Genomic DNA, 26072 nt, shown 5'->3' with positions numbered 1-26072 from the left:
GGCGTGAAGCGGCCGGAGGGGGTCCGCCGGCCGGCACCCGTTCGCGCGGAGCCCCGCGAGAAGACGCCCGCGCCGGCGTCGAGCGGCGAGCCGACGGAGCCGATCCGCATCGTCGCCGCGCCGCCCGCCGCGCGCCTCCCGCGTCCCGAGGCCCGTCCGCAGAAGGGGGCCTCCGGCTCGGACGACGAGTCCGCCGTGCCCGTCGTCGCGACGGAGCTGCGTCGTCCCGCGGCGGCGGCCGGACCGAGGGGTCGGCCCGCCGCTCTCCTGAGCCGTCTGCGCGTGCCGGGGTCCGAGCAGCGCACAGTAGCCCGCGCCGCCCGCGAGCGGCGGCGCTTCGAGCGCGGAGAGGTGCGGCGCTTCACCAAGCGGGCCCGGCGACGGCGCCTCACAACCCTCGCGATCGCGGGTTCGCTCGTGCTGCTGGCGATCGTCGTCGCCGTCGCCGCGTACTCGCCGCTCATGGCGGTGCGGACGATCGAGATCTCGGGCACGTCCCGCGTCGACTCGGGCGCGCTCCAGGAGTCCCTGTCCGATCAGCTCGGCGTGCCGCTGACTCTCGTGGACCGCGAGGCGGTCGGCGAGGAGCTCGGCGCCTACCCGCTGATCCAGAGCTACTCCCTGCAGACGCGGCCCCCGAGCACCCTCGCCGTGTCGATCGTCGAGCGCACCCCCGTCGGCGTCCTGCAGAACGGGACCCGCTTCGATCTCGTCGACTCGGCGGGCGTCGTGATCGAGACCGCCGACGCGGCGCAGGCCGGGTACCCCGCGCTGACCACGCCGTCCGGAGGCGCGACCGGCTCGGCGTTCCACTCCCTCGCCCGCGTGCTGCTCACGCTCCCCGCAGGCCTCGACGGGCAGGTGACCGCGGCGACGGCCACGACGGGCGACGACGTGACCCTGACCCTCTCCAACGGCGCCGTCGTGATGTGGGGAGGCCCGGACCGCTCGGCTCTCAAGGCTGTGGTCCTCGAGAAGCTGATGGCCGCGACCGACCCGGCGACCGTGACCTCCTACGACGTCTCGTCGCCCGCCGCGGCGGTCGTCGCCCAGCGCTGATGCGCCCCTCGCACCGATCCGCCGGGCGGTTTGCCGAATGCGGGCGTGTCTGTCGCGAGGCGGAGCGGACTCCGCCTACCGTCGAACCACAACCCCAAATGCATACTCAGCATAACTTTAAGCCTCAACTACAGGTTTAAGGTTCAGCCCGGAGGCCGGACACGTGACTTCAAACCAGAACTACCTCGCCGTGATCAAGGTCGTCGGCATCGGCGGCGGCGGCGTCAACGCCGTGAACCGCATGATCGAGCTCGGCCTCCGCGGAGTCGAGTTCATCGCCATCAACACGGATGCGCAGGCCCTGCTGCTCAGCGACGCCGACGTCAAGCTCGACGTGGGCCGCGAGCTCACCCGCGGGCTCGGTGCGGGCGCCGACCCCGAGGTCGGCCGTCGTGCCGCCGAGGACCACGCGGAGGAGATCGAGGAGGTGCTCGCGGGCGCCGACATGGTCTTCGTCACCGCGGGCGAGGGCGGCGGAACCGGCACCGGCGGCGCTCCCGTCGTGGCGCGCATCGCCAAGTCGATCGGAGCCCTGACCATCGGCGTCGTGACGAAGCCCTTCGGCTTCGAGGGCCGTCGCCGCCAGACGCAGGCCGAGGCGGGTGTCGCGACGCTCAAGAACGAGGTCGACACGCTCATCGTCGTCCCCAACGACCGCCTCCTCGAGATCAGCGACCGCGGCATCTCGATGCTCGAGGCGTTCGCGACCGCCGACCAGGTCCTCCTCGCGGGTGTCCAGGGCATCACCGACCTCATCACCACCCCGGGTCTGATCAACCTCGACTTCGCCGACGTCAAGTCGGTCATGCAGGGCGCGGGATCCGCGCTCATGGGCATCGGGTCCTCGCGCGGTGCGGACCGCGCCATCAAGGCGGCGGAGCTCGCCGTGGCGTCCCCGCTGCTCGAGGCCAGCATCGACGGCGCGCACGGCGTGCTGCTCTCGATCCAGGGCGGCTCCAACCTCGGCATCTTCGAGATCAACGACGCGGCCCGTCTGGTCCAGGAGGCGGTGCACGCCGAGGCGAACATCATCTTCGGCGCCGTCATCGACGACACCCTCGGCGACGAGGTGCGCGTCACGGTCATCGCGGCCGGCTTCGACGGCGGGGAGCCCGGCGGCCAGGCCCCCGCGGCCATCGCCCAGCCCCGCGCCCAGCAGAGCGCGCCGGCCGAGTCGTCCTCGGAGCCCGCTCCGGTCGCCGCCGCCGCTCCCGCCGCCGGGTCGATCTGGTCGAGCACCCCCGTCGCCGCCCCCGCCCCGGTCGCCGACCCGTCGTTCGACGACGACGACAGCGACCTGGACATCCCCGACTTCCTCAAGTAGTCGCCGTGTCCGATCCCGAGCTGGCCGAGCGCTGGTCCTCGGTGTCCGAGCGGGTCGTCGACGCGGCCCGCTCGGCCGGTCGCGATCCCGGTGAGATCACGACCATCGTGGTCACGAAGTTCCACCCGGTGCGGCTTATCCGCGACCTCCTCGAGCTGGGCGTCGTCGACTTCGGCGAGAACCGGCACCAGGAGGCGCAGGAGAAGGCGGCCGAGCTCGCCGGCACTCCCGCGCGCTGGCACTTCCTCGGGCAGCTGCAGAGCAAGAAGGCCCGGCAGGCTCGCCGCTACGCCTCATCGGTCCACTCCGTCGACCGGCTCGCGCTGGTCCCGCTGCTGGATGCGGGAGAGGACCCGCTCGACGTCTTCCTCCAGGTCAACCTGACCGACGATCACGAGCGCGGAGGAGCGGCACCGGACGACGTCGAGCCGCTCGCCGAGGCGCTCTCCGCGGCCCCGCACCTCGTCCTGCGGGGCGTGATGGCGGTCGCTCCGCTCGGCGAGGACCCACGCCCCGCGTTCGCTCGGCTGCGCGGCCTGTCCGAGCGCGTGCGCGCCGTCGAGCCCTCCGCCACCGCGGTGTCGGCGGGCATGTCGAACGACTTCGCGGAGGCGATCGCGGAGGGCGCGACACACCTGCGAATCGGATCGGCAATCACCGGCAATCGCCCCGCCCGCACGTAATCTCGTCGTGACCCACTAGTGGGAGCAGACACGACACGGAGGACACAGATGGCCAACCCGCTGAAGAAGACGATGGTCTACCTCGGACTCGCCGATGAAGAGGTCGAGTACGAGCGTGCCGACACCGTCGAGGCGGCTCCGACCACGGCCCACCGCGCCCCGGTCTCCCCGGTCCAGCCGGTCCCCCCGGTCGAGCCGACCCCGCAGCAGCCCCGCGCGACGGTCACCCCGCTCCGCAAGCCCACCCCCCAGACCCCGAAGGCGACGGCCCACGCCGAGATGAACGAGATCCTCACCGTCCACCCGAAGCAGTACCGCGACGCGCAGGTCATCGCGGAGAACTTCCGCGACGGCATCCCCGTGATCATCAACCTCTCGCAGATGAGCGACGCGGACGCCCGCCGCCTCATCGACTTCGCGAGCGGCCTCTCCCAGGGCTTGTACGGCCGGATCGAGCGCGTGACGAGCAAGGTCTTCCTGCTCTCGCCGTCGCACATCACGGTCGCCGGCGATTCGGCCTCCGCCGAGAGCGACGCCGACGCGTCGTTCTTCGCGAAGTCCTGACTCCAGGGAGCCCTGGCCCGCGGTGAACTCCGTCCTCTCGCTCCTCGGGAGCGTCCTCTACTTCGTCCTGCTCCTGTACTTCTTCGCCATGTGGGCGAGGTTCGTGCTCGACCTGGTCCGGGTCATCCGACGAGACTGGCGCCCCCGCGGAGCCGGTCTCGTCGCCGCGGAGACCGTCTACACGGTCACCGACCCGCCGATCGCGTTCTTCCGCAGGCTCATCAAGCCCGTGTCGATCGGCCCCATCGCGCTCGACTTCGGCTGGAGCCTCACCATGCTCTGCGTCATCGTCGGCATGTACATCGCGACCTGGCTCCAGGCCGCCTGACGCCCTCGGCGGATCCGCCCCTGCGGCGGATCCGCCTTCTGCACATCCTGGGCGGTGCCTGGATCAGCGCTGGTCCCTGTATCGTTGGCGGCGACCGGACGTTCTCCGCGGTGCTCGCACTGCGCCGCGTTCACGAAGTTGCTAGCTTTAGTCGAACGTTGATAAACGTGTACCTACTTGAAATCGAAGGTGGAAAGCCATGGCGCTCACTCCCGAAGATGTTGTCAATAAGCGGTTCCAGCCGACCAAGTTCCGCGAGGGCTACGACCAGGACGAGGTCGACGACTTCCTCGACGAGGTCGTCGTGGAGCTGCGTCGCCTGAACCAGGAGAACGAGGAGCTGCGCCAGAGCCTCGCCTCCGGCGGTTCCGACGCTCCGCGCGACGCGGCCCCCCGTGAGGCCGCTCCGGCTCCTGTCGTCGACGAGACGCCCGCTCCCGAGCCGGAGCCCGAGCCCACCCCGGCTCCCGCGCCGGTCGCTGCTCCCGCCGCCTCCCAGTCGGCCCCGGTCGACGAGGCCGAGAGCTCCAGCGGTCTGCTGCAGCTCGCGCGCCGCCTCCACGAGGAGCACGTCCGCGAAGGCGCCGAGAAGCGCGACGCCCTCGTGGCCGAGGGCCGCGCCACCGCCGCGCGCCTCGTCGCCGAGGCCGAGGCGAAGCAGCGCCAGCAGCTCGCGAAGCTCGACGAGGAGCGCGCGACCGTGGAGCACCGCATCGACGAGCTCCGCACCTTCGAGCGCGAGTACCGCCAGAAGCTGAAGAGCTACATCGAGGGTCAGCTCCGCGAGCTCGACGTCCAGCCGGTCTCGGCGGAGTCGTCCTCGTTCCCCGGCTTTGGGGCGTAGCACCACCGCAGCGAACGTCAGGCCGAGGGTGCTCGTCACCCTCGGCCTCGTTGCGCTCGCGGTGTTCGCGATCGATCAGATCGCGAAGCACCTGGTCACGACGAACCTCACCCTCGGCGAGGACGTCCGCGTCCTCGGAGACGTGCTGATCCTCCACTACGTCAAGAACCCCGGCGCCGCGTTCTCGCTGGCCAGCGGCTCGACCTGGATCTTCTCGATCATCGCGGCATGCGTGGTCGTCGCCGTCATCTGGTTCGCCCGCCGCATCCGCTCCTCCGCGTGGGCCCTGTTCTTCGGCCTCCTGCTCGGCGGGACGCTGGGCAACCTGTTCGACCGGCTGTTCCGCGAACCGTCCTTCGGCCTCGGGCACGTCGTCGACTTCCTGTACACGCCGTGGCTCCTGCCGGCGATCTACAACATCGCCGACATCGCGATCTGCTCGGCGATGGCGATCTTCGTCGTCCTGAGCCTGCGCGGGGTGAACGTCGACGGCACGCGCACGACGAAGGCGAGCGAGGCGGCGGCGAACGCCGAGGCCGCGGAGCCCGCCGTGCACGACTCCGAGCCGCGGACCGGCGCCTGATGGTGCAGTCCCGCTCGCTGCCCGTCCCCGACGGGCTCGACGGCCTGCGCACGGACGCGGCCGTCGCCAAGCTCCTCGGCTTCTCCCGCACCTTCGCGGCCGACGTCGCCGAGGCCGGGGGAGTGAGCGCCGACGGCCGCGTGCTCGACAAGAGCGACCGCGTCGTCGCCGGCTCCTGGCTCACGGTCGAGTGGTCTCCCCGTGAGGAGCCGCGCATCGTCCCGATCGCCGTGCCCGACCTCGGCATCGTCCACGACGACGACGACATCGTCGTCATCGACAAGCCGGTCGGAGTGGCCGCGCATCCCGCCGTCGGCTGGGAGGGGCCCACAGTGCTCGGCGCCCTCGCCGCAGCGGGCTTCACGGTCTCCACCTCCGGAGCCGCCGAGCGCGCGGGCATCGTGCACCGCCTCGATGCCGGCACCAGCGGTCTCATGGTGGTCGCGAAGTCCGAGCGGGCGTACACGCACCTCAAGCGCGCCTTCCACGACCGCACGGTCGAGAAGGTGTACCACGCGGTCGTGCAGGGCCACCCGGATCCGCTGGCCGGCACGATCGACGCCCCCCTGGGGCGTCATCCCTCGTCGGACTGGAAGTTCGCGGTCCGGTCCGACGGCAAGCCCTCCGTGACCCACTACGAGACCATCGAGGCCTTCCCATTCGCCTCCCTGCTCGAGATCCATCTCGAGACCGGTCGCACCCACCAGATCCGGGTGCACATGGCCGCTCAGCGCCACCCCTGCGTCGGCGACGCGATGTACGGCGCCGATCCGACGCTGTCGGCTCGGCTGGGTCTCACCCGGCAGTGGCTCGACGCGGTGCGCCTCGGCTTCGCCCATCCGGGCACGGGGGAGTGGGTCGAGTTCGAGGCGTCCTACCCGGACGACCTCGCCCACGCGCTCGCGGTGCTGCGCGGCGAGTGAGCGGAGGGAGCGATCCGTCGCTCCCCGCCGTCCTGCCGCGCTCGCGCGGTTAGACTTTTCCACCGCGGTCGTTCACGACCCTCCCCGGGTCCCCGGTCCCCTCGCTCGCAGTCCGTCGGAGGCGCATCCTTGCCGAGTAACGATTCCTTCGTCCACCTCCACGTGCACAGCGAGTACTCGATGCTCGACGGTGCCGCGCGGGTGAAACCGCTCATCGACGCCGCCGTCGAGGAGGGGATGCCCGCGATCGCCGTCACCGACCACGGCAACGTGTTCGGTGCCTTCGACTTCTGGCGCACGGCGACGGCCGCGGGGATCAAGCCGATCATCGGCACGGAGGCGTACCTGACGCCGGGCACGCACCGCTCGGACAAGACCCGGATCCGCTGGGGCGACGGCGGCGGCGACGACGTGTCCGGCTCGGGTGCCTACACGCACATGACGCTCCTCAGCTCGACGACCACGGGCATGCACAACCTGTTCCGGCTGTCGTCGAGGGCGTCGATCGAGGGCTACTACTTCAAGCCGCGCATGGACCGCGAGATCCTCTCGCAGTACTCCGAGGGCCTCATCGGCACGACCGGCTGCCCGAGCGGCGAGGTGCAGACGCGCCTGCGGCTGGGGCAGTACAAGGAAGCCCGCCAGGCGGCCGCCGACTACCGCGACATCTTCGGCAAGGAGAACTTCTTCGCCGAGATCATGGACCACGGTCTCGACATCGAGCGCCGCGTCATCGGCGACGTGATCAGGCTCGCGAAGGACCTCGACCTGCCCCTCGTCGCCACGAACGACCTGCACTACACCCACGCGCACGACGCGACCTCGCACGCGGCGCTGCTCTGCGTGCAGTCGGGCACGACGCTGGACGACCCCAAGCGCTTCAAGTTCGACGCCGACGAGTTCTACCTCAAGTCGCCGCGCGAGATGCGCCAGGTCTTCCGCGACCACCCGGAGGCGTGCGACAACACCCTCCTGATCGCCGAGCGCTGCGACGTGCAGTTCGACACCAGCGCGAACTACATGCCGCGCTTCCCGGTGCCGGAGGGCGAGACCGAGGACACCTGGTTCGTGAAGGAGGTCGAGGCGGGGCTGCGCGAGCGCTACCCCGACGGGATCTCGGACGAGGTGCGCGCGCGGGCCGACTACGAGACGCAGGTCATCCTGCAGATGGGCTTCCCGGGCTACTTCCTCGTCGTCGCCGACTTCATCAACTGGTCCAAGCGCAACGGGATCCGCGTGGGCCCCGGCCGTGGATCCGGCGCGGGCTCGATGGCCGCGTACGCGATGAAGATCACCGACCTCGATCCGCTGCGCCACGGCCTCATCTTCGAGCGGTTCCTGAACCCGGACCGCGTCTCCATGCCCGACTTCGACGTCGACTTCGACGACCGTCGACGCGGCGAGGTCATCCGGTACGTCACCGAGAAGTACGGCGACGAGCGCGTGGCGCAGATCGTCACCTACGGCACGATCAAGGCCAAGCAGGCCCTGAAGGACGCCTCCCGCGTCCTCGGCTTCCCCTTCGGGATGGGCGAGAAGCTGACCAAGGCGATGCCGCCGGCGATCATGGGCAAGGACATCCCGCTCAGCGGGATCAACGACCCCGAGCACGCCCGGTACAAGGAGGCGCTCGACGTCCGGAACGTCATCGCCGAGGACCCGCAGGCGAAGCTCGTCTTCGAGACGGCGCTCGGGCTCGAGAACCTGAAGCGCCAGTGGGGCGTGCACGCGGCCGGCGTCATCATGTCGAGCGACCCGCTGCTCGACATCATCCCGATCATGAAGCGGGAGCAGGACGGCCAGATCGTCACGCAGTTCGACTACCCCGCGTGCGAGTCGCTCGGCCTGATCAAGATGGACTTCCTGGGGCTGCGCAACCTCACGATCATCGACGACGCGCTCGACAACATCCGCGCCAACCGCGGGCAGGACCTCGTGCTCGAGGACCTCGAGCTCGACGACCCGGCGGCGTACGAACTGCTCGCCCGGGGCGACACCCTCGGCGTGTTCCAGCTCGACGGCGGGCCGATGCGCGGGCTCCTGCGCCTGATGAAGCCCGACAACTTCGAGGACATCTCGGCCGTCCTCGCCCTGTACCGGCCGGGCCCGATGGGCGCGGACTCCCACACGAACTACGCACTGCGCAAGAACGGCGTGCAGCCGATCACGCCGATCCACCCCGAGCTGGAGGAGCCGCTGGCCGAGGTGCTCGGCGGCACGTACGGACTGATCGTGTACCAGGAGCAGGTGATGTCGATCGCGCAGAAGCTCGCCGGCTTCACGCTCGCTCAGGCGGACCTGCTCCGACGCGCGATGGGCAAGAAGAAGAAGTCCGAGCTGGACAAGCAGTTCGAGGGCTTCTCGGGCGGGATGATCGCCAACGGCTACTCGATGGAGGCCGTCAAGACGCTGTGGGACATCCTGCTGCCGTTCTCGGACTACGCCTTCAACAAGGCGCACTCGGCGGCGTACGGGGTGGTCTCGTACTGGACGGCCTACCTCAAGGCGCACTACCCCGCGGAGTACATGGCGGCGCTGCTCACGAGCGTCGGCGACTCCAAGGACAAGATGGCCGCCTACCTGAACGAGTGCCGGCGGATGGGCATCAAGGTGCTCCCGCCGGACGTCAACGAGTCGATCGGCTTCTTCACCGCCGTCGGGACGGACATCCGATTCGGGCTCGGCGCCGTCCGCAACGTCGGCACGAACGTGGTCGAGGGCATCCGCGCGGCCCGGGAGGAGAAGGGCCGGTTCGAGACCTTCCACGACTTCCTCCGCAAGGTGCCGATGCAGGCGACCAACAAGCGCACCATCGAGTCGCTGATCAAGGCCGGCGCGTTCGACTCGCTCGGGTCCACCCGTCGTGCGCTCGTCGAGATCCACGAGGACGCCGTCGAGGCCGCAGTGGGGGAGAAGCGGAACGAGGCGAACGGCCAGGTCGGCTTCGACTTCGACAGCCTCTGGGACGAGCCGCAGGCCGCGATCCAGGTGCCGGAGCGGCCCGAGTGGGCCAAGCGCGACAAGCTCGCCTTCGAGCGCGACATGCTCGGCCTCTACGTCTCTGACCACCCGCTCGCCGGCCTCGAGACGGAGCTCGCGAAGCACTACAGCACCACGATCGCCGACCTCCTCGTCTCGGAGACGATCGGCGACGGCGAGACCGTCGTCGTGGCCGGTTTGGTCACCAGCGTCCAGCACCGCATGGCGAAGACCTCGGGCAACCAGTACGGCATGATCCAGGTCGAGGACTTCGGCGGCGAGATCACCTGCATGTTCATGGGCAAGGCGTACCAGGAGTTCGCGCCCGCCCTCACCAACGACTCCATCGTGGTCGTGCGGGGACGGGTGAGCATGCGCGACGACGGCATGAACCTGCACGCGTTCAGCCTCTTCGCCCCCGAGATGAGCCAGGACGGCGACTCCGGACCCCTGACCGTCTCGATGCCCGAGGCCCGGGCGACGACGGACACGGTCTCGCAGCTCAGCGACGTGCTCATCCGCCACTCCGGGGCGACCGAGGTGCGACTGAAGCTGATCAAGGGCGACACGGCGCGCGTGTTCGAGGTGCCGTTCCCGGTGCGGATCACGCCCGACCTCTTCGGCGAGCTCAAGTCGCTGCTCGGGCCGAACTGCTTGTATTGAATACGAAGCCGGTCCTCGCCCGGCTTCGCGCGGTCGGCTTCGCGACGGGGTGCGGTCCGGGGAGCGGGGTGCGTTCGGCTACGGCGATCCGCTGGGACGCGGATCGGCGGTTCGCCTCGGAGAGGGCGCCAGGAGGGGAGGCGCGCCTGCGGCGGCGCGGGTTCCCTCACCGACCCTGGGGTGGAGACAGCGGCTCCCTTCTGGGGTAGTGGCGGCTCTCTGCTGGTCGAGTAGCCGCGGAGCGGCGTATCGAGACCCCTGCACCCGCGGAGCGGATCCGGTGTAGCCCGCCAGATGGCGGAGCAGGCTCGGAGCGAACCACAATCGACGGGACATCGGCCGGCGACGCACGTCGGCCGCGATGGCGATCGAGTTCCGCTCCTGGCCGAGGTGCTGCGTTTGACGTCCCGGGCGGCGGGCCGCGGTCCTCGGAGCGCTCCCGCACGCCGGCGGCGCCGGAGGGCGGGGAGGGCGGCCGGTAGACTGGGGCGGCCATGATCCAGACTCTCGACCTCCGCGGCCGTCGTCCCTCCGCCGCCGAGCTGCTCGCCCTCGTGCCGCGCAACCCGGGCACCTCCGCCGACGTCGGTCCGGTCGTCGCCGATCTGATAGCCGACGTCCGGGCGCGCGGCGCTGAGGCGCTCCTCGACCAGTCCGAGCGCCTCGACGGAGTCCGTCCACCGCACCTGCGCGTGCCGGCAGAGCAGATCGCGGCCGCCGTCCGCGACCTCGATCCCGCGATCCGCTCCGCCCTCGACGAGGCGATCTCGCGCGTGCGCCGGGCGAGCGCGGCGCAGATCCCGCCCGAGCGCACCACCGTCCTCGACGACGGGGCGACCGTCGTCCAGCGCTGGACCCCGATCGCCCGCGCAGGCCTCTACGTCCCCGGCGGCAAGGCGGTGTACCCGTCGAGCGTCGTCATGAACGCCGTGCCCGCGCAGATCGCGGGCGTCGAGTCCATCGCTATCGTCTCTCCGCCGCAGAAGGCGTTCGGCGGAGCGGTCCACCCGACGATCCTCGCGGCCGCGGGCCTGCTGGGCATCGACGAGGTGTACGCCGCAGGAGGCGCGGGCGCGGTCGCCGCCCTGGCCTACGGCGTCGAGTCGATCGGCCTCGAGCCGGTGGGCATGATCACCGGCCCCGGCAACATCTGGGTCACGACCGCGAAGCGGCAGGTGCTCGGACAGGTCGGGATCGACTCCGAGGCCGGTCCGACGGAGATCCTCGTCATCGCCGACTCCACGGCGGATCCCCGCCTGATCGCCGCCGACCTGGTCAGCCAGGCCGAGCACGACGAGGCCGCCTCGGCCGTCCTGGTCACCGACGACGCCGAGCTGGCCCGCGCGGTCGGCGCGGAGATCGAGCGGCAGTCGGCGTCGACCACGCACTCCGCGCGCGTGGCGATCGCCCTCGACGGGCCTCAATCGGCCCTCGTGATCGTCGACGACCTCGAGACCGCCTGCGCCTTCAGCGACGCCTACGGCCCCGAGCACCTCGAGCTGCACACCGCCGACCCCGCCGCCACCGCCGTCCGCATCCGCGACGCGGGCGCGATCTTCCTCGGGCCGACCTCGCCGGTCAGCCTCGGCGACTACCTGGCCGGGTCGAACCACGTGCTGCCGACCCTGGGTCAGGCGCGCTTCTCCTCCGGGCTCGGCGCCTACACGTTCCTGCGCCCGCAGCAGCTCATCAGCTACGACCGCGCCGCTCTCGAGCGCGTCGCCCCGCACATCCGCGCGCTCAGCGACGCCGAGGCGCTCCCCGCGCACGGCGACGCCGTCGACGCGCGCTTCGCCTGACCGAGAGGCACCTCCCGATGTTCTGCCCGTTCTGCCGGCACCCCGACTCCCGGGTGATCGACTCCCGCACCAGCGACGACGGCCTCTCGATCCGGCGCCGCCGGCAGTGCCCTTCCTGTGGCCGCCGCTTCTCGACGACCGAGACCGCCAGCCTCGTCGTGATCAAGCGCAGCGGAGTCGTGGAGCCGTTCAGCCGCGAGAAGATCGTCAGCGGAGTGCGCAAGGCCTGCCAGGGCCGCCCCGTGACGGACTCCGACCTCGCGGTGCTCGCTCAGCGCGTGGAGGAGAGCATCCGCTCGACGGGAGCGTCGCAGATCGACGCGAACGACATCGGCCTCGCGATCCTGGCGCCGCTGCGCGAGCTCGACGAGGTGGCCTACCTCCGCTTCGCGAGCGTCTACCAGGCGTTCGACTCGCTCGACGACTTCGAATCGGCCATCACCCTCCTGCGTGCCGAGCGCACCGAGGCCGTGCAGGGAGGCGAGCTCTGATGCCCGCGATCTACCCGGTCCTGTTCAGGACCGTCCTGCGCCGCCTCGACCCCGAGCGCGCGCACCACCTCGCCTTCCCGGTCATCCGGGCGCTGGGGATCGTCGCCCCCGTCGTCCGGCGCTTCACGCTGCCGAAGGAGGACCGCTCGGTCGAGACGCTCGGACTGCGGTTCGCCACCCCGTTCGGAGTGGCCGCAGGCTTCGACAAGGACGCGACCGCCGTCCTCGGGCTCGGAGCCCTCGGATTCGGGCACGTCGAGGTCGGCACGCTGACCGCGCGTCCGCAGCCGGGCAACGACCGGCCGCGCCTGTTCCGCCTCGTCGCGGATCGCGCGCTGATCAACCGTATGGGCTTCAACAACAGCGGAGCGCGCGCGGCCGCCGGTCGGCTCGCCCGCCTCCGAGGCGTGGGCGGACGCCCCGTCATCGGCGTCAACATCGGCAAGAGCCGCGTGGTCAGCGTCGACGACGCCGTCGAGGACTACCTGGTCAGTGCGCGGATGCTCGCGCCGCTGGCCGACTACCTGGTCGTCAACGTCAGCTCGCCCAACACCCCCGGGCTCCGCGGCCTGCAGGAGATCGACAAGCTCGAACCCCTGCTCGCCGCGGTGAAGGACGCGGCCGACGCGACTCCGCTGCTCGTGAAGATCGCCCCGGACCTGTCCGATGACGAGGTCGTCCGCGTCGCGGAGCTGGCCGTGCGCCTCGGGCTCGACGGCCTCATCGCCACGAACACGACGCTTTCGCGGGACGGCCTCGAGACGACCGCCTCCGTCGTCGACGCCGCCGGTGCGGGCGGCCTGTCGGGCGCGCCACTGGCCGCGCGCTCGCTCGCCGTCCTCCGAGTGATCCGAGGAGTCGTCCCCGAATCGTTCTGCGTCATCTCGGTCGGCGGCGTCGAAACCGCAGCCGACGTGCGGGAGCGCCTCGCCGCCGGCGCCACGCTGGTCCAGGGCTACACGGCCTTCATCTACGAGGGCCCCCTCTGGGCCCGGGCGATCAATCGGTCCTGAGCCGCGATTGCGGGGTGTGCTCGCGTTCGGCTGCGACGATCCGCTCGCACGCGAATCAACGGTTCGCCTCGAGGGCATCACCGGGCCGGGAGGCCGAGCACCGGACCTGCGGCGGCGGCTCCGCAGCGTTCCGGCTGGGCGTGTGCTCGACCCGGCGGGTCGTCGCGGGGTGAGAGGCGCTCGCCTTGCTCCGCAGCGGGACGCTCTCCGGGACGCGCCCTGGAGCACCCGAGCCGCGGGCGGTAGCTCGGCGAACCCGTTCCGGCAAGGAGATGCCTGAGGGGCGTAGGACGCCGTTTTGATCTGCGGAGATCGCCGACGCGAGGGACGTCCCGAGCGTCGGCGGGCCGACCGGCCGGGCGCGGAGCGACGAACGGTCGATCCGTGTGTCAGCGGATCGACCTGGTCGGACGCAGGTCGCTCCATCAGACGCGACTTCCTACTCAGCCGACCGCGACGAGGCCGGAGGCCGAGCGATCGAGCACAGGACCGCGCTACGCGCTCACTCCGGGAACGCCCCGCGCTTCACCTGGGGCTTGGGGAGGCGCATGACGCGCAGCTGGAGGGCGCGCATCGCGGCGTACCAGCGGATGCCCTTCTCGACCTTGTCGGTGCCGAAGCGCTCGCCCAGCTTCTTGCGCAGGCGCAGGCCCAGCAGGAGGCAGTCGATGACCGCCACGACGAAGAAAGCCCAGAGCACGATCAGGGTCACGTACTGAAGCTCGGGCTGCGGGAAGAAGCTGAGCAGCAGCACCACGACCATCACGGGGATGAGGAACTCGCCGAGGCTGTAGCGCGCGTCCACGTAGTCGCGGACGAACTTGCGCTGCGGACCCTTGTCGCGCAGCGGGAGGTAGCGCTGGTCTCCCGCGGCAAGTCCGATGCGGGCCTGCTCGCGGGCCACGGCGGCCTTCTCGCGGGCGTCGCGCGCGGCCTGCTTGCGGTCGGTCGTCACGAGCGGCCGCTGGTTGGCGAGCTCCCGCTCGCGCCGGGTGGGCGTCGGCCGCCCCTTGCCGGTCGCCGGCGCGGAGTCGGCGTCGTCTGGCGTGTCGGTTGCGATCGGGTGCTTGGCCACGGTGAACGTCCTTGGAATCGAGGGTCTCTTGAAGATTACCCGCATGGCTCACGACGCTCCGACTCCGACGTCCACTCTCCCAGCAGCCGAGGATGCGGTCCTGGCCGCGGTCCGCGACGACCTGCCCCGCTCGCTCGCCGAGCTCGGCCGCCTGGTGCGCATCCCCTCCGTCTCGTGGGACGGCTTCGACGCGACGCGGGTGGCCGCGAGCGCCGAGGCGATCGCCGAGCTCGCCCGGGAGACCGGCGCCTTCGAGGACGTCTCCATCCGCCGCTCCACCATCGGCGACTCCGGCGTCCTCGGGCAGCCGGCGGTGCTCGCGACGCGCGCCGCCCGCAACGGCGCTCCGACCGTCCTCCTCTACGCGCACCACGACGTGCAGCCCCAGGGCGCGGAGTCGGCGTGGCAGACGCCGCCCTTCGAGCCGACCGTCCGCGGCGACCGGCTCTACGGGCGCGGTGCCGCCGACGACAAGGCCGGAGTGGTGTCGCACCTCGCCGCCGTGCGCGCGCTGCGCGAGGTGGCGGGCGACGGCCACGACCTCGGCCTCGTGCTCTTCATCGAGGGCGAGGAGGAGTTCGGCTCCCGCTCGTTCCCGACGTTCCTCCGCGAGCACCACGACGCCCTGCGCGCGGACGTGATCGTGGTCGCCGACAGCGACAACTGGGACGTCGACACTCCGTCGCTGACCGTCGGCCTCCGCGGGAACGTCACTTTCACGCTCACCGTGAGCACACTCGAGCACGCCTCGCACTCCGGGATGCTCGGCGGCGCCGTCCCGGACGCGATGCTCGCGACGGTGCGCCTGCTGTCCACGCTCTGGAACGAGGACGGCTCCGTCGCCGTCGAGGGGCTGCGCGAGCACGACGGCGCCGTCCCCGAGATCAGCGAGGACGAGCTCCGGCGCGATGCGGGCCTGCTCGACGGCGTCTCGCCGATCGGCTGCGGACCCTTCCTCTCGCGGATCTGGTCGAAGCCGTCGATCACCGTGACCGGCATCGACGCGCCGAGCGTCGTCGACGCGTCGAACACCCTGAGCCCGTCGGTGCGCGTGAAGATCAGCGCCAGGATCGCGCCCGGACAGGAGGCGCCGGAGGGCTTCACGGCGCTCGAGCGGCACCTGCGCGCCCACGCCCCGTTCGGTGCGCACCTCGCCATCGAGGACGTCGACACGGGGGAGCCCTTCCTCGTCGACACCTCGGGCTGGGCGGTGGGCCTGGTCAAGGAGGCGATGGCCGACGCGTGGGGCCGTGCGGCGCTCGAGACCAGCGCGGGAGGCAGCATCCCCTTCATCGCCGACCTCGTGCGCGAGTTCCCCGCCGCCCAGATCCTGGTGACCGGCGTCGAGGACCCGGACTCCCGCGCGCACAGTCCGAACGAGTCGCTGCACCTCGGCGTCTTCAAGCGCGCGGCTCAGACGGAGGCGCTCTTCCTCCTGCGCGCCGCCGCCCACCGGGACTGACCGCGGGTGGATCCGGAATACCCGGCCGCACCTAGCGGTTGCCCCCGTAGAATCGACAGGCATCACGCCGTCCATCACGCACCGACCTCTCGAGGAGTGACATGTCCGACACGACACTGACCGTCGACCAGACGACCGCGGCGCACGGCGTCTCGATGACCCCCGTCGCCGCCGCCAAGGTGAAGAGCCTCCTCGAGCAGGAGGGTCGCGACGACCTGCGCCTGCGCGTCGCCGTGCAGCCCGGCGGCTGCTCCGGCCTCATCTACCAGCTCTACTTCGACGAGCGCACCCTCGAGGGCGACGCGGCGGTCGAGTTCGAGGGAGTCGGCCTCGTCGTCGACAAGATGAGCGTCCCCTACCTCGATGGCGCCTCCATCGACTTCGAGGACACCATCCAGAAGCAGGGCTTCACCATCGACAACCCCAACGCGGGCGGCAGCTGCGCCTGCGGCGACAGCTTCCACTGACGCTCGAGCGGCGACACGCCGCTCCCGCTCCTCCGGACGGCGTCCGACGGCTTGCATCTGCGGCTCGTCGGGCGCCGTTCGTCGTCCGTCGCACCGTCGGGCCCGGAGGTCAAGAGCGGTGTCCCGTGCACTCCGGCCGCCGGGGGGAAGGTAGGCTGGAGCCGGTCTAATACAGTTTCGTGTGAACTGGTCCCCAGTCTTCCGAAAGGTCACCGGTGCGCTTCAATCGCCGAATCCGCAGATGGGTCGCTGCACCCGTTGCAGGAGCCCTCGCCCTCGTTCTCGCGGGCTGCACGCAGGAGCAGCTCCAAGGCTGGCTCCCCACCGAACCCGGGACGACGAACCACGTCGACCGGGTCATCGGACTCTGGGTCACCTCCTGGATCGTCCTCCTCGCCGTCGGCGTCGTCACGTGGGGGCTCACGATCTGGGCCGTCGTCGTGTACCGCCGCCGCAAGGGCCAGACGGGCCTCCCGGTGCAGCTGCGCTACAACATGCCGATCGAGATCTTCTACACGATCGTGCCGCTGATCCTGGTGATCGGCTTCTTCGCCTTCACGGCGCGCGACCAGGCCGCGATCGAGGAGCCCTACGAGAACCCCGACGAGACCATCCAGGTCTACGGCAAGCAGTGGGCGTGGGACTTCAACTACGTCGACGAGGACGTCTACTCGGCGGGCATCCAGGGCCAGTACGAGGGTGCCGACGGCGACGCGAACGGCTCGCTCGTCGAGTCCGAGGTGCCGACGCTGTACCTGCCCGTGGGCGAGAAGATCAAGATCCAGCTCGACGCGCGCGACGTGATCCACTCGTTCTGGGTCGTGGACTTCCTCTACAAGAAGGACATGATCCCCGGCAAGACGAACTACATGTACGTCACGCCGCTCAAGGAGGGCACGTACGCCGGCAAGTGCGCCGAGCTCTGCGGCGAGTACCACTCCGCGATGCTCTTCAACGTCGAGGTCGTTGATCGCGACACCTACGACGACTACATCCAGTCGCTCCGCGACGCGGGCCAGACCGGCCAGCTGGGCGCCGAGTACGACCGCAACAGCAACCTTCCCGGAACCGGTGCGCCGGTCCGCACCGAGAACGAGGAGTAGGGGAGCATGAGCACCGCCACCGCACCCGCCCCGTCGTCCCGCACCTTCGGAACACCCCCCGTCGAGCGCAAGGCGAACGTCCTCGTTCGCTGGATGACGTCCACCGACCACAAGGTCATCGGGTACATGTACCTGATCACCTCGTTCATCTACTTCTGCATCGCGGGAGTGATGGCCCTCGTCATCCGCGCCCAGCTGTTCGAGCCGGGTCTGGCCGTCGTCGAGACGCGCGAGCAGTACAACCAGCTCTTCACGATGCACGGCACGATCATGCTGCTGATGTTCGCGACGCCGCTCTTCGCCGGCTTCGCCAACGTCCTCATGCCGCTGCAGATCGGCGCACCCGACGTCGCGTTCCCGCGGCTCAACGCGTTCGCCTACTGGCTCTACAGCTTCGGCTCGCTGATCGCCGTCGCCGGCTTCGTCACCCCCCAGGGCGCCGCGTCGTTCGGATGGTTCGCCTACGCGCCACTCTCGAGCACGACGTTCTCGCCAGGGCTCGGCGGCAATCTGTGGGTCTTCGGACTCGGCCTCTCCGGCTTCGGCACGATCCTCGGCGCGGTGAACTTCATCACGACGATCATCACGATGCGCGCACCGGGCATGACCATGTTCCGCATGCCGATCTTCACGTGGAACATCCTCGTGACGTCGATCCTCGTGCTGCTGGCCTTCCCTGTCCTCGCCGCGGCCATGTTCGCGCTCGGCGCCGACCGCGTGTTCGACGCGCACATCTACGACGCGGCCAACGGCGGCGTCCTGCTCTGGCAGCACCTCTTCTGGTTCTTCGGCCACCCCGAGGTGTACATCATCGCGCTGCCGTTCTTCGGCATCGTCTCCGAGGTCTTCCCGGTGTTCAGCCGCAAGCCGATCTTCGGCTACAAGACGCTGATCTACGCGACCATCGCGATCGCAGCGCTGTCCGTGACCGTATGGGCGCACCACATGTACGTCACCGGCTCCGTCCTGCTGCCGTTCTTCTCGCTGATGACGATGCTCATCGCGGTTCCGACCGGCGTGAAGATCTTCAACTGGATCGGCACCATGTGGCGCGGGTCGGTCACCTTCGAGACCCCGATGATCTGGGCGATCGGCTTCCTGATCACCTTCACCTTCGGCGGGCTCACGGGCGTCATCCTGGCCTCGCCTCCGCTCGACTTCCACGTCTCGGACTCGTACTTCGTCGTGGCGCACTTCCACTACGTGGTGTTCGGCACCGTCGTCTTCGCGATGTTCTCGGGCTTCTACTTCTGGTGGCCCAAGTGGACCGGCAAGATGCTCAACGAGACGCTGGGCAAGTGGCACTTCTGGCTGCTGTTCATCGGCTTCCACACCACCTTCCTCATCCAGCACTGGCTCGGCGTCGTGGGCATGCCCCGCCGCTACGCGAGCTACCTCCCCGAGGACGGCTTCACCTGGATGAACCAGTTGTCGACGGTCGGAGCGATGATCCTCGCGGTCTCGCTGATCCCGTTCTTCCTCAACGTGTACATCACGGCTCGCAAGGCGCCGAAGGTCACCGTGAACGACCCGTGGGGCTTCTCGCGGTCACTCGAGTGGGCGACCTCCTGCCCGCCGCCCCGTCACAACTTCACGTCCATCCCGCGCATCCGCAGCGAGGCTCCGGCCTTCGACCTGAACCACCCCGAGGCCGGCATCCCCGTCGGAATCGGTCCGGCGAAGGACGCTCCGGACGCCCCCACATACGACAAGTCCGAAGGCACGGTGAAGTAGGGCCATGCGCGCCAACGTCAATCTGTTCTGGCTCCTGGCCGGCTTCTTCCTCCTCGCGGGCGTCGCCTACACGACGTGGTCCCTCATCGACACCGAGCAGGTGGAGTGGGTCGGCACCGTCGGCATCTTCCTCTCGGCCGTGCTGGGCGCGTTCATCGCGTTCTACGTCGGCCGGGTGCACAAGGCGCAGGGCGCCGAGCTGCCCGAGGACCGCCTCGACGCCGACATCGACGACGGGGACCCCGAGCTGGGCTTCTTCAGCCCCTGGAGCTGGTGGCCGTTGATCCTGGCCGGCGCTGCGGCGCTCGCCTTCCTCGGCCTCGCCGTCGGCATCTGGATCACCTACATCGCGGCCGGGATCTTCCTGATCTCGATCACGGGCTGGGTGTACGAGTACTACCGCGGATACTTCGCGCGCTAGGCGGAGGACTCCGGCAGAGGGCCGGGTGCGGTGGGCGACAGCCCACGGCACCCGGCCCTCTGCTGCGCTGAGCGTCGTCTGCGCGCGTTCCAGGGCGGCCTGCGGCGTGCGATCACCACTGCGTACGAGCGCGGGCTGTCGGTCGCAGCACGACGGGGAGGGGCGGCCCCGGACGCAGGGGGCCACAGCCCGAGGAACGGCTCCTGTGGCGCCTCGACGGCCGCCGTGTGCGGGTGCGGTCGGGTGGGGCGAAGGGACGTCCGACAGGCTTCAGTTGCCTTCGAGGGCCCGATACGAAGCGGGGCGATCCGTTGCACTTGACGGCGGCGTCCTCGAAGCCCCGGACCGGATCGGAAATGCAGGACCCGGAGTCGGGAGAGCTCGACTCAGCGCCTGCCTTCCTGAGCAGACTCGTCGTCCCGGCCCTGACTTCGCTCGACGGCCGCGACCAAGGCTCCGACGTCGATCTCTCGCGCGTTTCCCCGTTCTCGCTGCGAACGGCTCGGACGAGCACGACCCTGCTGTCGGCCGGCGGCAGGGCGGCTCGGAACCCGCTCCGGCGCGAGGGCGACGTCGCTGATCTGATGGGTCTTCACGTGAGCCGGACTCTCCGCTCGTGCCTGTCGGAGGTGTCGTGGCAGGACCAGCCGGTTCGTGACCGCGAGGATCCGGAGTAGCTGCAGCGAAGCTGCACTCGTTCCAGTGCATGACCGTCTTCGGTGACGGGTCGCACGGGAAGGCGCCGGGGGAGATGCGAGGGGGCGAGGGGCCCGAACTGCGCAGCCCGTTCCTCCTCCCGTCGCGCACTCCGACCTCGAGCTGCGCGTCGACTGCGCCGACGTCGACATCGTCGACACGCGGGGCGCTCGGCCGCCGCTGCCGCCTCGGCGCGGCCCGACGACGTGAGAACGGGGGCCGCGGTCCTCCTCACGAACCCGTCGCGTCCTCGCAGGACGGAACCGGCGCCGTGACGAGGAGGATGCGCCGCTCGTTCTGGGGTCGATCGTGACCAGGCAGCGGTGAGCGCGGAGGACCAGCCCGGGGACGACGAAGGGCCCGGACGACGGATCGTCCGGGCCCTTCGGGGAAGGAGGTCAGTGCTCGCTGTGCGAGCTCTCGAGCTCCTTCTGGGTGACGGGGGTGATGCGGTCCTCGAAGAACCAGCGGGAGAGGCCGGCACGGACGCGCTGCGGGGCGGTGATGCGACCACGCGAGTCCGGGCGGATCATCAGCGGCTCGTACTCGTCCTGGCTGACCAGCTTCCAGCGCTCGTACTCGTCGAGCTGCTGGTGCACCTCGATGAACTCACCGCCGGGGAGGCGGACGATGCGGCCGGACTCGAAGCCGTGCAGAGCGATCTCGCGGTCCTTCTTCTGCAGGGCGAGGCAGATGCGCTTCGTGATGAAGTACGCGATGAAGGGGCCGGCGATCAGGCTGAACTGCAGGGCGTGGATGACGCCTTCCATCGTGAGGTGGAAGTGCGTGGCGATGATGTCGGAGGACGCCGCGGCCCAGAGGACGGCGTAGAACGTGACTCCGGCGGCGCCGATCGCGGTGCGGGTGGCGGCGTTGCGCGGGCGGTCGAGCAGGTGGTGCTCGCGCTTGTCACCGGTGATCCAGGCCTCGAGGAACGGGTACAGCATGACCGCGACGATGAACAGACCCAGGCCGACGAGCGGGATGAGGATGTTGAACGACAGCGTGCCGATGCCCGGGATGGCCCACTCGAGTCCCGGCGGAACGAGGCGCAGCGCGCCGTCCGCGAAGCCGATGTACCAGTCGGGCTGGGTGCCTGCGGACACGGGCGAGGGGTCGTAGGGGCCGTAGTTCCAGATCGGGTTGATCGTGAACAGCGACGCGATGAGGACGACGACACCGAAGACGATGAAGAAGAACCCACCGGCCTTGGCGGCGTACACCGGGAGGACCGGGTAGCCGACGACGTTCTGCTCGGTCTTGCCCGCACCGGGGAACTGGGTGTGCTTGTGGACGACCACGAACACGAGGTGCAGCGCGATGAACGCGAGCACCAGCGCCGGCAGGAGCAGGATGTGCAGGGTGTACAGGCGGCCGACGATGTCGGTGCCCGGGAACTCGCCGCCGAAGAGCAGGAACGAGATCCAGGTGCCCACGATCGGGATGCCCTTGACCATGCCGTCGATGATGCGGAGGCCGTTGCCCGAGAGCAGGTCGTCGGGGAGCGAGTAACCGGTGAAGCCCTCGGCCATCGCGAGGATGAAGAGGACGAAGCCGATGACCCAGTTGAGCTCGCGCGGCTTGCGGAACGCACCGGTGAAGAAGATGCGGAGCATGTGCAGGCCGATCGAGGCCACGAACAGCAGTGCCGCCCAGTGGTGGATCTGGCGCATCAGCAGGCCGCCGCGGATGTCGAACGAGATGTCGAGCGACGAGGCCATCGCCGCGGACATCTCGATGCCCTTCATCGGCAGGTAGCTGCCCTCATAGTGCGTCTCGACCATGGAGGCCTGGAAGAAGAACGTGAGGAAGGTGCCCGACAGCAGGATGATGACGAAGCTGTAGAGCGCGACCTCGCCGAGGAGGAAGGACCAGTGGTCGGGGAAGATCTTGCGGCCGAACTCCTTGACGACGGCCGAGATGCTCGTGCGCTCGTCGATGTAGTTCGATGCGGCTCCGACGTAGCCCTTCTGAAGCTTGCCGCTGCCGAGGATGACGCCGTTGCCGTCGCCCTGGGGCGACGACGCGGGTCGTGACGGTGTGGTGGTGGACATGTGAGTCATCGCTCCCAGAAGGACGGTCCGACGGGCTCCGTGAAGTCGCTCTGCGCGACCAGGTAGCCCTCGTCGTCGATGGTGATGGGCAGCTGCGGAAGCGGGCGCTTCGCCGGGCCGAAGATGACGGCAGCCTCGTGCTTGATGTCGAACTGCGACTGGTGGCACGGGCACAGCAGGTGGTGGGTCTGCTGCTCGTACAGCGCCACAGGGCAGCCGACGTGCGTGCAGATCTTCGAATAGGCGACGATTCCGTCGTAGTTCCAGGTCTCGCGACCCTCACTGACGACGAGGTCCTCGGGCTTCAGGCGCATCAGGAGGACGGAGGCCTTGGCCTTCTCCTCGAGCTTGCCCTCGACCTGGTCGAGGCCTTCGGGGATCACGTGGAAGGCGGAGCCCAGGGTGACGTCCGACGCGAGGATCGGGGCACCGGAGGGGTCCAGCGTGAGCCGGGTGCCCTCCTTCCACATGGTGGTCTTGAGGAGTGCGACGGGGTTCTGGTCCTGCGGGCCGAGGCCGCGGAACAGGATGACCGCGGGCAGCGGGAACACGACGAGCGACGCGATCAGGCTGTTGCGGATGACCGAGCGCCGACCGAAGCCGGACTCCTTGTCGGACTGGTCGAAGATCTCGAGCGCACGCGCGCGGGTGTCCTCGGAGGAGCGGACCGGGTGGCGGATGTCGATGCCCTCGTGGTCCGACATCAGCTGCTTGCCCCAGTGGACAGCCGCGATGCCGATCGCGAGGAGGGCGAGGGACATGCCCAGTCCGATGAACAGCGTGTTCAGGCGGACGGACTCGATCTCCTCCGTGATGGGGAAGGCCATGTACGCGGCGACCGCGAACAGGGATCCCGCGAAGGAGAGGTAGAAGAGCGTGTACACCGTGCGCTCGGCACGCTTCTCGACCTTGGGGTCGAGATCGGTCATCCGGGGGCGGTGCGGCGGGAGGCCCGGGTCCTGGACCCGGCCCCGCGTGACGACCGCGGTGCCGGCCGGAGCCGAACCGTGCCCGGTGGCCGACGAGGTGGCGAGGTCCGTGCCACCCTCATCGTGCTCTGCCATGGTTCTCCTTTTCACGCCTATCGGCTCCGTACGGGGCCGTGGGGGTTGTCACGCCCGTCAGGGCGCTGATGTCTACTAGTTCGAGCGGGCGGTGATCCACACCGTGAGCGCGACGATCGCGCCGAGGCCGAAGATCCAGAGGAAGAGGCCCTCCGCGACCGGCCCGAGGGAGCCGAGCGCGAATCCGCCCGGGGACGGGTTCGCCTCGAGGTACTTGAGGTACGAGATGATGTCGCGCTTGTCCTCGGGCGAGATGTTCAGGTCGTTGAAGACCGGCATGTTCTGCGGGCCGGTGACCATCGCCTCGTAGATGTGCGCCTCGGTGACGCCGCCGAGCGGGGGAGCGAACTTGCCCTCGGTCAGCGCACCGCCGGCTCCGGCGACGTTGTGGCACATGGCGCAGTTGATGCGGAAGAGCTCGGCGCCGTTGGCGGTGTCGCCCTGGCCGTCGAGGACCTCGCCGGTCGGGATGGCGGGTCCGGGAGCGAGGGACGCGACGTACGCGGCCAGCTCGGCGACTTGCTCGTCGGTGAACTGGACAGGCTTCTCGAGCGCCTGCGGGCCGTGCATCTGCATCGGCATGCGGCCGGTGCCGACCTGGAAGTCGACGGAGGCGGCTCCGACGCCGATGAGCGACGGAGCGTTGTCGGTGCCGGCGGCGTCGAGGCCGTGGCAGGTGGCGCAGTTCGCGGCGAAGAGCTTCGAGCCCTCGTCGATCGTCTGCTGGCTGTTCGCCGAGGTCTCGGCGGAGGCCGAGGTGGCGACTCCGACGGCCGCGTAGGTGCCGCCGGTGAGACCGAGGCCGATGGCGATCAGGGCCAGCGTGGCGAGAGGGTGACGGCGACCCTTCTTGGCACGGCTCTTCGTCTTCGGGGAGGCCATCGAGGCAACCTTCCTGCGGGGGTCGGGGGTGGAGGAGTTCATCGGAGCGGCACGCATCACTTCAGGAAGTAGATGACCACGAAGAGGCCGACCCAGACGACGTCGACGAAGTGCCAGTAGTACGAGACGACGATGGCGCTCGTCGCCTCCTTGTGACCGAAGTTCTTGACCGCGAACGCGCGGCCGATGACGAGGAGGAAGGCGATGAGCCCGCCGGTGACGTGCAGGGCGTGGAAGCCGGTGGTCAGGTAGAACGCGGAGCCGTAGGCGTTGCTCGAGAGGCTGACGCCCTCGGAGACGAGGGTCGCGTACTCGAAGACCTGGCCGCAGACGAAGATCGCGCCGAGGGCGTAGGTGAGGAAGAACCACTCGACCATGCCCCACTTGAACGGGCTGAGCCCGGTGGAGCGCGCCTGCAGTCGCTCGGCCGCGAACACGCCGAACTGGCACGTGAACGAGGAGGCGACCAGGATCACCGTGTTGACGCTCGCGAACGGCACGTTGAGGATGCTCGTCTCGGCCTCCCACAGCTCCGGGGAGGTGCTGCGCAGGGTGAAGTAGATCGCGAACAGGCCCGCGAAGAACATGACCTCGCTGCCCAGCCAGACGATCGTTCCGACCGCGACCGGGTTGGGTCGGTTCACTACGGGCGCGGTGGCCGTGGGGGTAAGAGTGCTGCTCGTCACACAGACCATTATGGACGATGGCCGGAGGGGTGATTCGCACTTCCCGTACGGCGTTCCTACCCGGATAATCTGAGTGCCATGTCGGAAACCCTGTCCTGGCCGCGTCTTCTCAGCTCTCTGCTCGACTCCTCCGATCTGAGCGTCTCGGAGGCGACGTGGGCGATGGAGCGGGTGATGCAGGGCGAGGCGACCCCGGCGCAGCTCGCCGGGCTGCTGATCGCGCTGCGGGCGAAGGGCGAGACCGTCGACGAGATCGTGGGCTTCCGCGACGCGATCCTCGAGCACGCGGTGCCCCTGGACGTGGATCCGATGGCGCTGGACATCGTCGGGACGGGCGGCGACCGCTTCGGCACCGTGAACATCTCCTCCACCGCGTCGATCATCGCCGCGGCGGCGGGCACTCCCGTGATCAAGCACGGCAACAAGGCCGCGTCCTCCTCGTCCGGGTCCTCGGACGTCCTGGCCGCGCTGGGCGTGGATCTGACGCTGCCGCCCGAGCGCGTCGCCGAGGTGTTCCGGCGCACCGGCATCGCCTTCGTCTTCGCCGCGATGTTCCACCCCGGCTTCCGCCACGCGGGGGCGGTGCGGGCCGAGCTCGGAGTGCCGACCGTCTTCAACTTCCTCGGCCCGCTGTGCAACCCGGCGCGTCCCGAGGCCTCGGCGGTGGGGGTCGCCCACCTGGATCGCGTGCCGCTGTTCGTCGGCGTGTTCCGGACCCGCGGCGCGACGGCGCTCGTCTTCCGCGGCGACGACGGGCTCGACGAGCTGACGACCACGGGCCACAGCCACATCTGGGAGGTGTCGCGCGGCCTGGTCGTCGAGCACGACCTCGACCCCCGCGACCTCGGGCTGCGCCGGGCGAGCATCGACCAGCTCCGCGGCAAGGACGCCGCGTACAACGCGCAGGTGGTGCGCTCGGTCCTGGCGGGGGACGGCGGACCCGTCCGGGACATCGTGCTGCTCAACGCGGCCGCGGGGCTCATCGCCTACGACCTGGCCCGCGACCCGTCCCTCATCCAGACCGCGATCCTGGAGCGCTTCCGCTCCGCGATGGAGCGAGCGGCCGAGGCCGTCGACTCCGGAGCGGCCGCGGCGAAGCTCGACGCGTGGGTCGCCGAGACGCAGCGGGAGGACTGAGCGTCCCCGACCCGCGTCGAGGAGCCTGCGCCTCCGCG

23 protein-coding genes are annotated in these 26072 nt (G+C 69.9%); 18 read left to right on the top strand and 5 right to left on the bottom strand.

The features are described from left to right. The first annotated feature begins 3 nt into the window (after positions 1-3). The 12 genes from AC0CID_RS04985 (at position 4) to AC0CID_RS04930 (ending at position 13253) form a co-directional block, all read left to right on the top strand. On the top strand, positions 4-1059 hold the full coding sequence (locus AC0CID_RS04985) for a cell division protein FtsQ/DivIB (RefSeq protein WP_207407265.1): 1056 nt from the start codon (positions 4-6) through the stop codon (positions 1057-1059). A gap of 163 nt (positions 1060-1222) precedes the next feature. Then, the gene (gene ftsZ, locus AC0CID_RS04980; RefSeq protein WP_207407263.1) at positions 1223-2383 is read left to right on the top strand and encodes a cell division protein FtsZ; all 1161 of its coding nucleotides are present in this window, start codon (positions 1223-1225) and stop codon (positions 2381-2383) included. A 5-nt stretch (positions 2384-2388) separates the two neighbouring features. Then, on the top strand, positions 2389-3066 hold the full coding sequence (locus tag AC0CID_RS04975; protein WP_465225960.1) for a YggS family pyridoxal phosphate-dependent enzyme: 678 nt from the start codon (positions 2389-2391) through the stop codon (positions 3064-3066). A gap of 48 nt (positions 3067-3114) precedes the next feature. Then, positions 3115-3630 carry a cell division protein SepF gene (locus AC0CID_RS04970; protein ID WP_251946198.1) on the top strand — a complete coding sequence of 172 codons (516 nt, stop codon included), beginning with the start codon at positions 3115-3117 and terminating at the stop codon, positions 3628-3630. Positions 3631-3652: 22 nt separating this feature from the next. Continuing rightward, on the top strand, positions 3653-3958 hold the full coding sequence (locus AC0CID_RS04965) for a YggT family protein (RefSeq protein ID WP_307786137.1): 306 nt from the start codon (positions 3653-3655) through the stop codon (positions 3956-3958). Between the two features lie 199 nt (positions 3959-4157). Continuing rightward, positions 4158-4802 (top strand): DivIVA domain-containing protein, encoded by a 645-nt coding sequence (locus AC0CID_RS04960; RefSeq protein WP_207405049.1) that lies wholly within the window; start codon positions 4158-4160, stop codon positions 4800-4802. A 28-nt stretch (positions 4803-4830) separates the two neighbouring features. Further along, positions 4831-5385 carry a signal peptidase II gene (lspA, locus tag AC0CID_RS04955; protein WP_465225959.1) on the top strand — a complete coding sequence of 185 codons (555 nt, stop codon included), beginning with the start codon at positions 4831-4833 and terminating at the stop codon, positions 5383-5385. A 2-nt stretch (positions 5386-5387) separates the two neighbouring features. Further along, entirely contained in the window at positions 5388-6308 is a 921-nt protein-coding gene (locus AC0CID_RS04950; RefSeq protein WP_465228051.1) for an RluA family pseudouridine synthase, read from the top strand. A 180-nt stretch (positions 6309-6488) separates the two neighbouring features. Then, positions 6489-9950 (top strand): DNA polymerase III subunit alpha, encoded by a 3462-nt coding sequence (gene dnaE / locus AC0CID_RS04945; RefSeq protein WP_251948340.1) that lies wholly within the window; start codon positions 6489-6491, stop codon positions 9948-9950. A 494-nt stretch (positions 9951-10444) separates the two neighbouring features. Next, the gene (gene hisD, locus AC0CID_RS04940; protein ID WP_465225958.1) at positions 10445-11749 is read left to right on the top strand and encodes a histidinol dehydrogenase; all 1305 of its coding nucleotides are present in this window, start codon (positions 10445-10447) and stop codon (positions 11747-11749) included. A 17-nt stretch (positions 11750-11766) separates the two neighbouring features. Next, on the top strand, positions 11767-12240 hold the full coding sequence (gene nrdR / locus AC0CID_RS04935) for a transcriptional regulator NrdR (RefSeq protein ID WP_207405041.1): 474 nt from the start codon (positions 11767-11769) through the stop codon (positions 12238-12240). An 8-nt stretch (positions 12241-12248) separates the two neighbouring features. Then, the gene (locus AC0CID_RS04930; RefSeq protein WP_465228050.1) at positions 12249-13253 is read left to right on the top strand and encodes a quinone-dependent dihydroorotate dehydrogenase; all 1005 of its coding nucleotides are present in this window, start codon (positions 12249-12251) and stop codon (positions 13251-13253) included. Positions 13254-13755: 502 nt separating this feature from the next. Here AC0CID_RS04930 and AC0CID_RS04925 read toward each other — a convergent pair. Continuing rightward, positions 13756-14328 (bottom strand): DUF3043 domain-containing protein, encoded by a 573-nt coding sequence (locus tag AC0CID_RS04925; protein ID WP_465225957.1) that lies wholly within the window; start codon positions 14326-14328, stop codon positions 13756-13758. A gap of 43 nt (positions 14329-14371) precedes the next feature. Between AC0CID_RS04925 and AC0CID_RS04920 the strand changes: the two genes are divergently transcribed. From AC0CID_RS04920 to AC0CID_RS04900, 5 genes are all read left to right on the top strand, one after another. Then, positions 14372-15790 (top strand): M20/M25/M40 family metallo-hydrolase, encoded by a 1419-nt coding sequence (locus AC0CID_RS04920; RefSeq protein ID WP_465225956.1) that lies wholly within the window; start codon positions 14372-14374, stop codon positions 15788-15790. Between the two features lie 101 nt (positions 15791-15891). Then, positions 15892-16257, top strand: a complete 366-nt coding sequence (gene erpA / locus AC0CID_RS04915; RefSeq protein ID WP_207405037.1) for an iron-sulfur cluster insertion protein ErpA — start codon at positions 15892-15894, stop codon at positions 16255-16257. A 215-nt stretch (positions 16258-16472) separates the two neighbouring features. Next, positions 16473-17360 carry an aa3-type cytochrome oxidase subunit II gene (ctaC, locus tag AC0CID_RS04910; protein ID WP_207405035.1) on the top strand — a complete coding sequence of 296 codons (888 nt, stop codon included), beginning with the start codon at positions 16473-16475 and terminating at the stop codon, positions 17358-17360. Between the two features lie 6 nt (positions 17361-17366). Then, positions 17367-19094, top strand: a complete 1728-nt coding sequence (ctaD, locus tag AC0CID_RS04905) for an aa3-type cytochrome oxidase subunit I (RefSeq protein WP_207405033.1) — start codon at positions 17367-17369, stop codon at positions 19092-19094. A 4-nt stretch (positions 19095-19098) separates the two neighbouring features. Then, positions 19099-19515 (top strand): cytochrome c oxidase subunit 4, encoded by a 417-nt coding sequence (locus AC0CID_RS04900; protein ID WP_207405031.1) that lies wholly within the window; start codon positions 19099-19101, stop codon positions 19513-19515. Positions 19516-20609: 1094 nt separating this feature from the next. Here AC0CID_RS04900 and qcrB read toward each other — a convergent pair. The 4 genes from qcrB to ctaE form a co-directional block, all read right to left on the bottom strand. After that, positions 20610-22265, bottom strand: a complete 1656-nt coding sequence (qcrB, locus tag AC0CID_RS04895; protein WP_465225955.1) for a cytochrome bc1 complex cytochrome b subunit — start codon at positions 22263-22265, stop codon at positions 20610-20612. Between the two features lie 5 nt (positions 22266-22270). Beyond that, complete coding sequence (gene qcrA, locus AC0CID_RS04890) at positions 22271-23329, bottom strand: cytochrome bc1 complex Rieske iron-sulfur subunit (RefSeq protein ID WP_207405026.1); 1059 nt, start codon at positions 23327-23329, stop codon at positions 22271-22273. Between the two features lie 75 nt (positions 23330-23404). Then, complete coding sequence (gene qcrC / locus AC0CID_RS04885) at positions 23405-24211, bottom strand: cytochrome bc1 complex diheme cytochrome c subunit (RefSeq protein WP_207405023.1); 807 nt, start codon at positions 24209-24211, stop codon at positions 23405-23407. A gap of 56 nt (positions 24212-24267) precedes the next feature. Next, the gene (gene ctaE, locus AC0CID_RS04880) at positions 24268-24906 is read right to left on the bottom strand and encodes an aa3-type cytochrome oxidase subunit III (protein WP_251942728.1); all 639 of its coding nucleotides are present in this window, start codon (positions 24904-24906) and stop codon (positions 24268-24270) included. 69 nt (positions 24907-24975) lie between these two features. On the opposite strand from ctaE, the gene trpD reads away from it, so the two are divergent. After that, positions 24976-26034, top strand: a complete 1059-nt coding sequence (gene trpD / locus AC0CID_RS04875) for an anthranilate phosphoribosyltransferase (RefSeq protein WP_465225954.1) — start codon at positions 24976-24978, stop codon at positions 26032-26034. The last annotated feature ends 38 nt before the right edge of the window (positions 26035-26072 follow it).

This window comes from Rathayibacter sp. AC451 (genome assembly GCF_979253095.1).
Note: the sequence above shows the minus strand (reverse complement) of the source record. Positions and strands in the feature narration are given on the sequence as shown.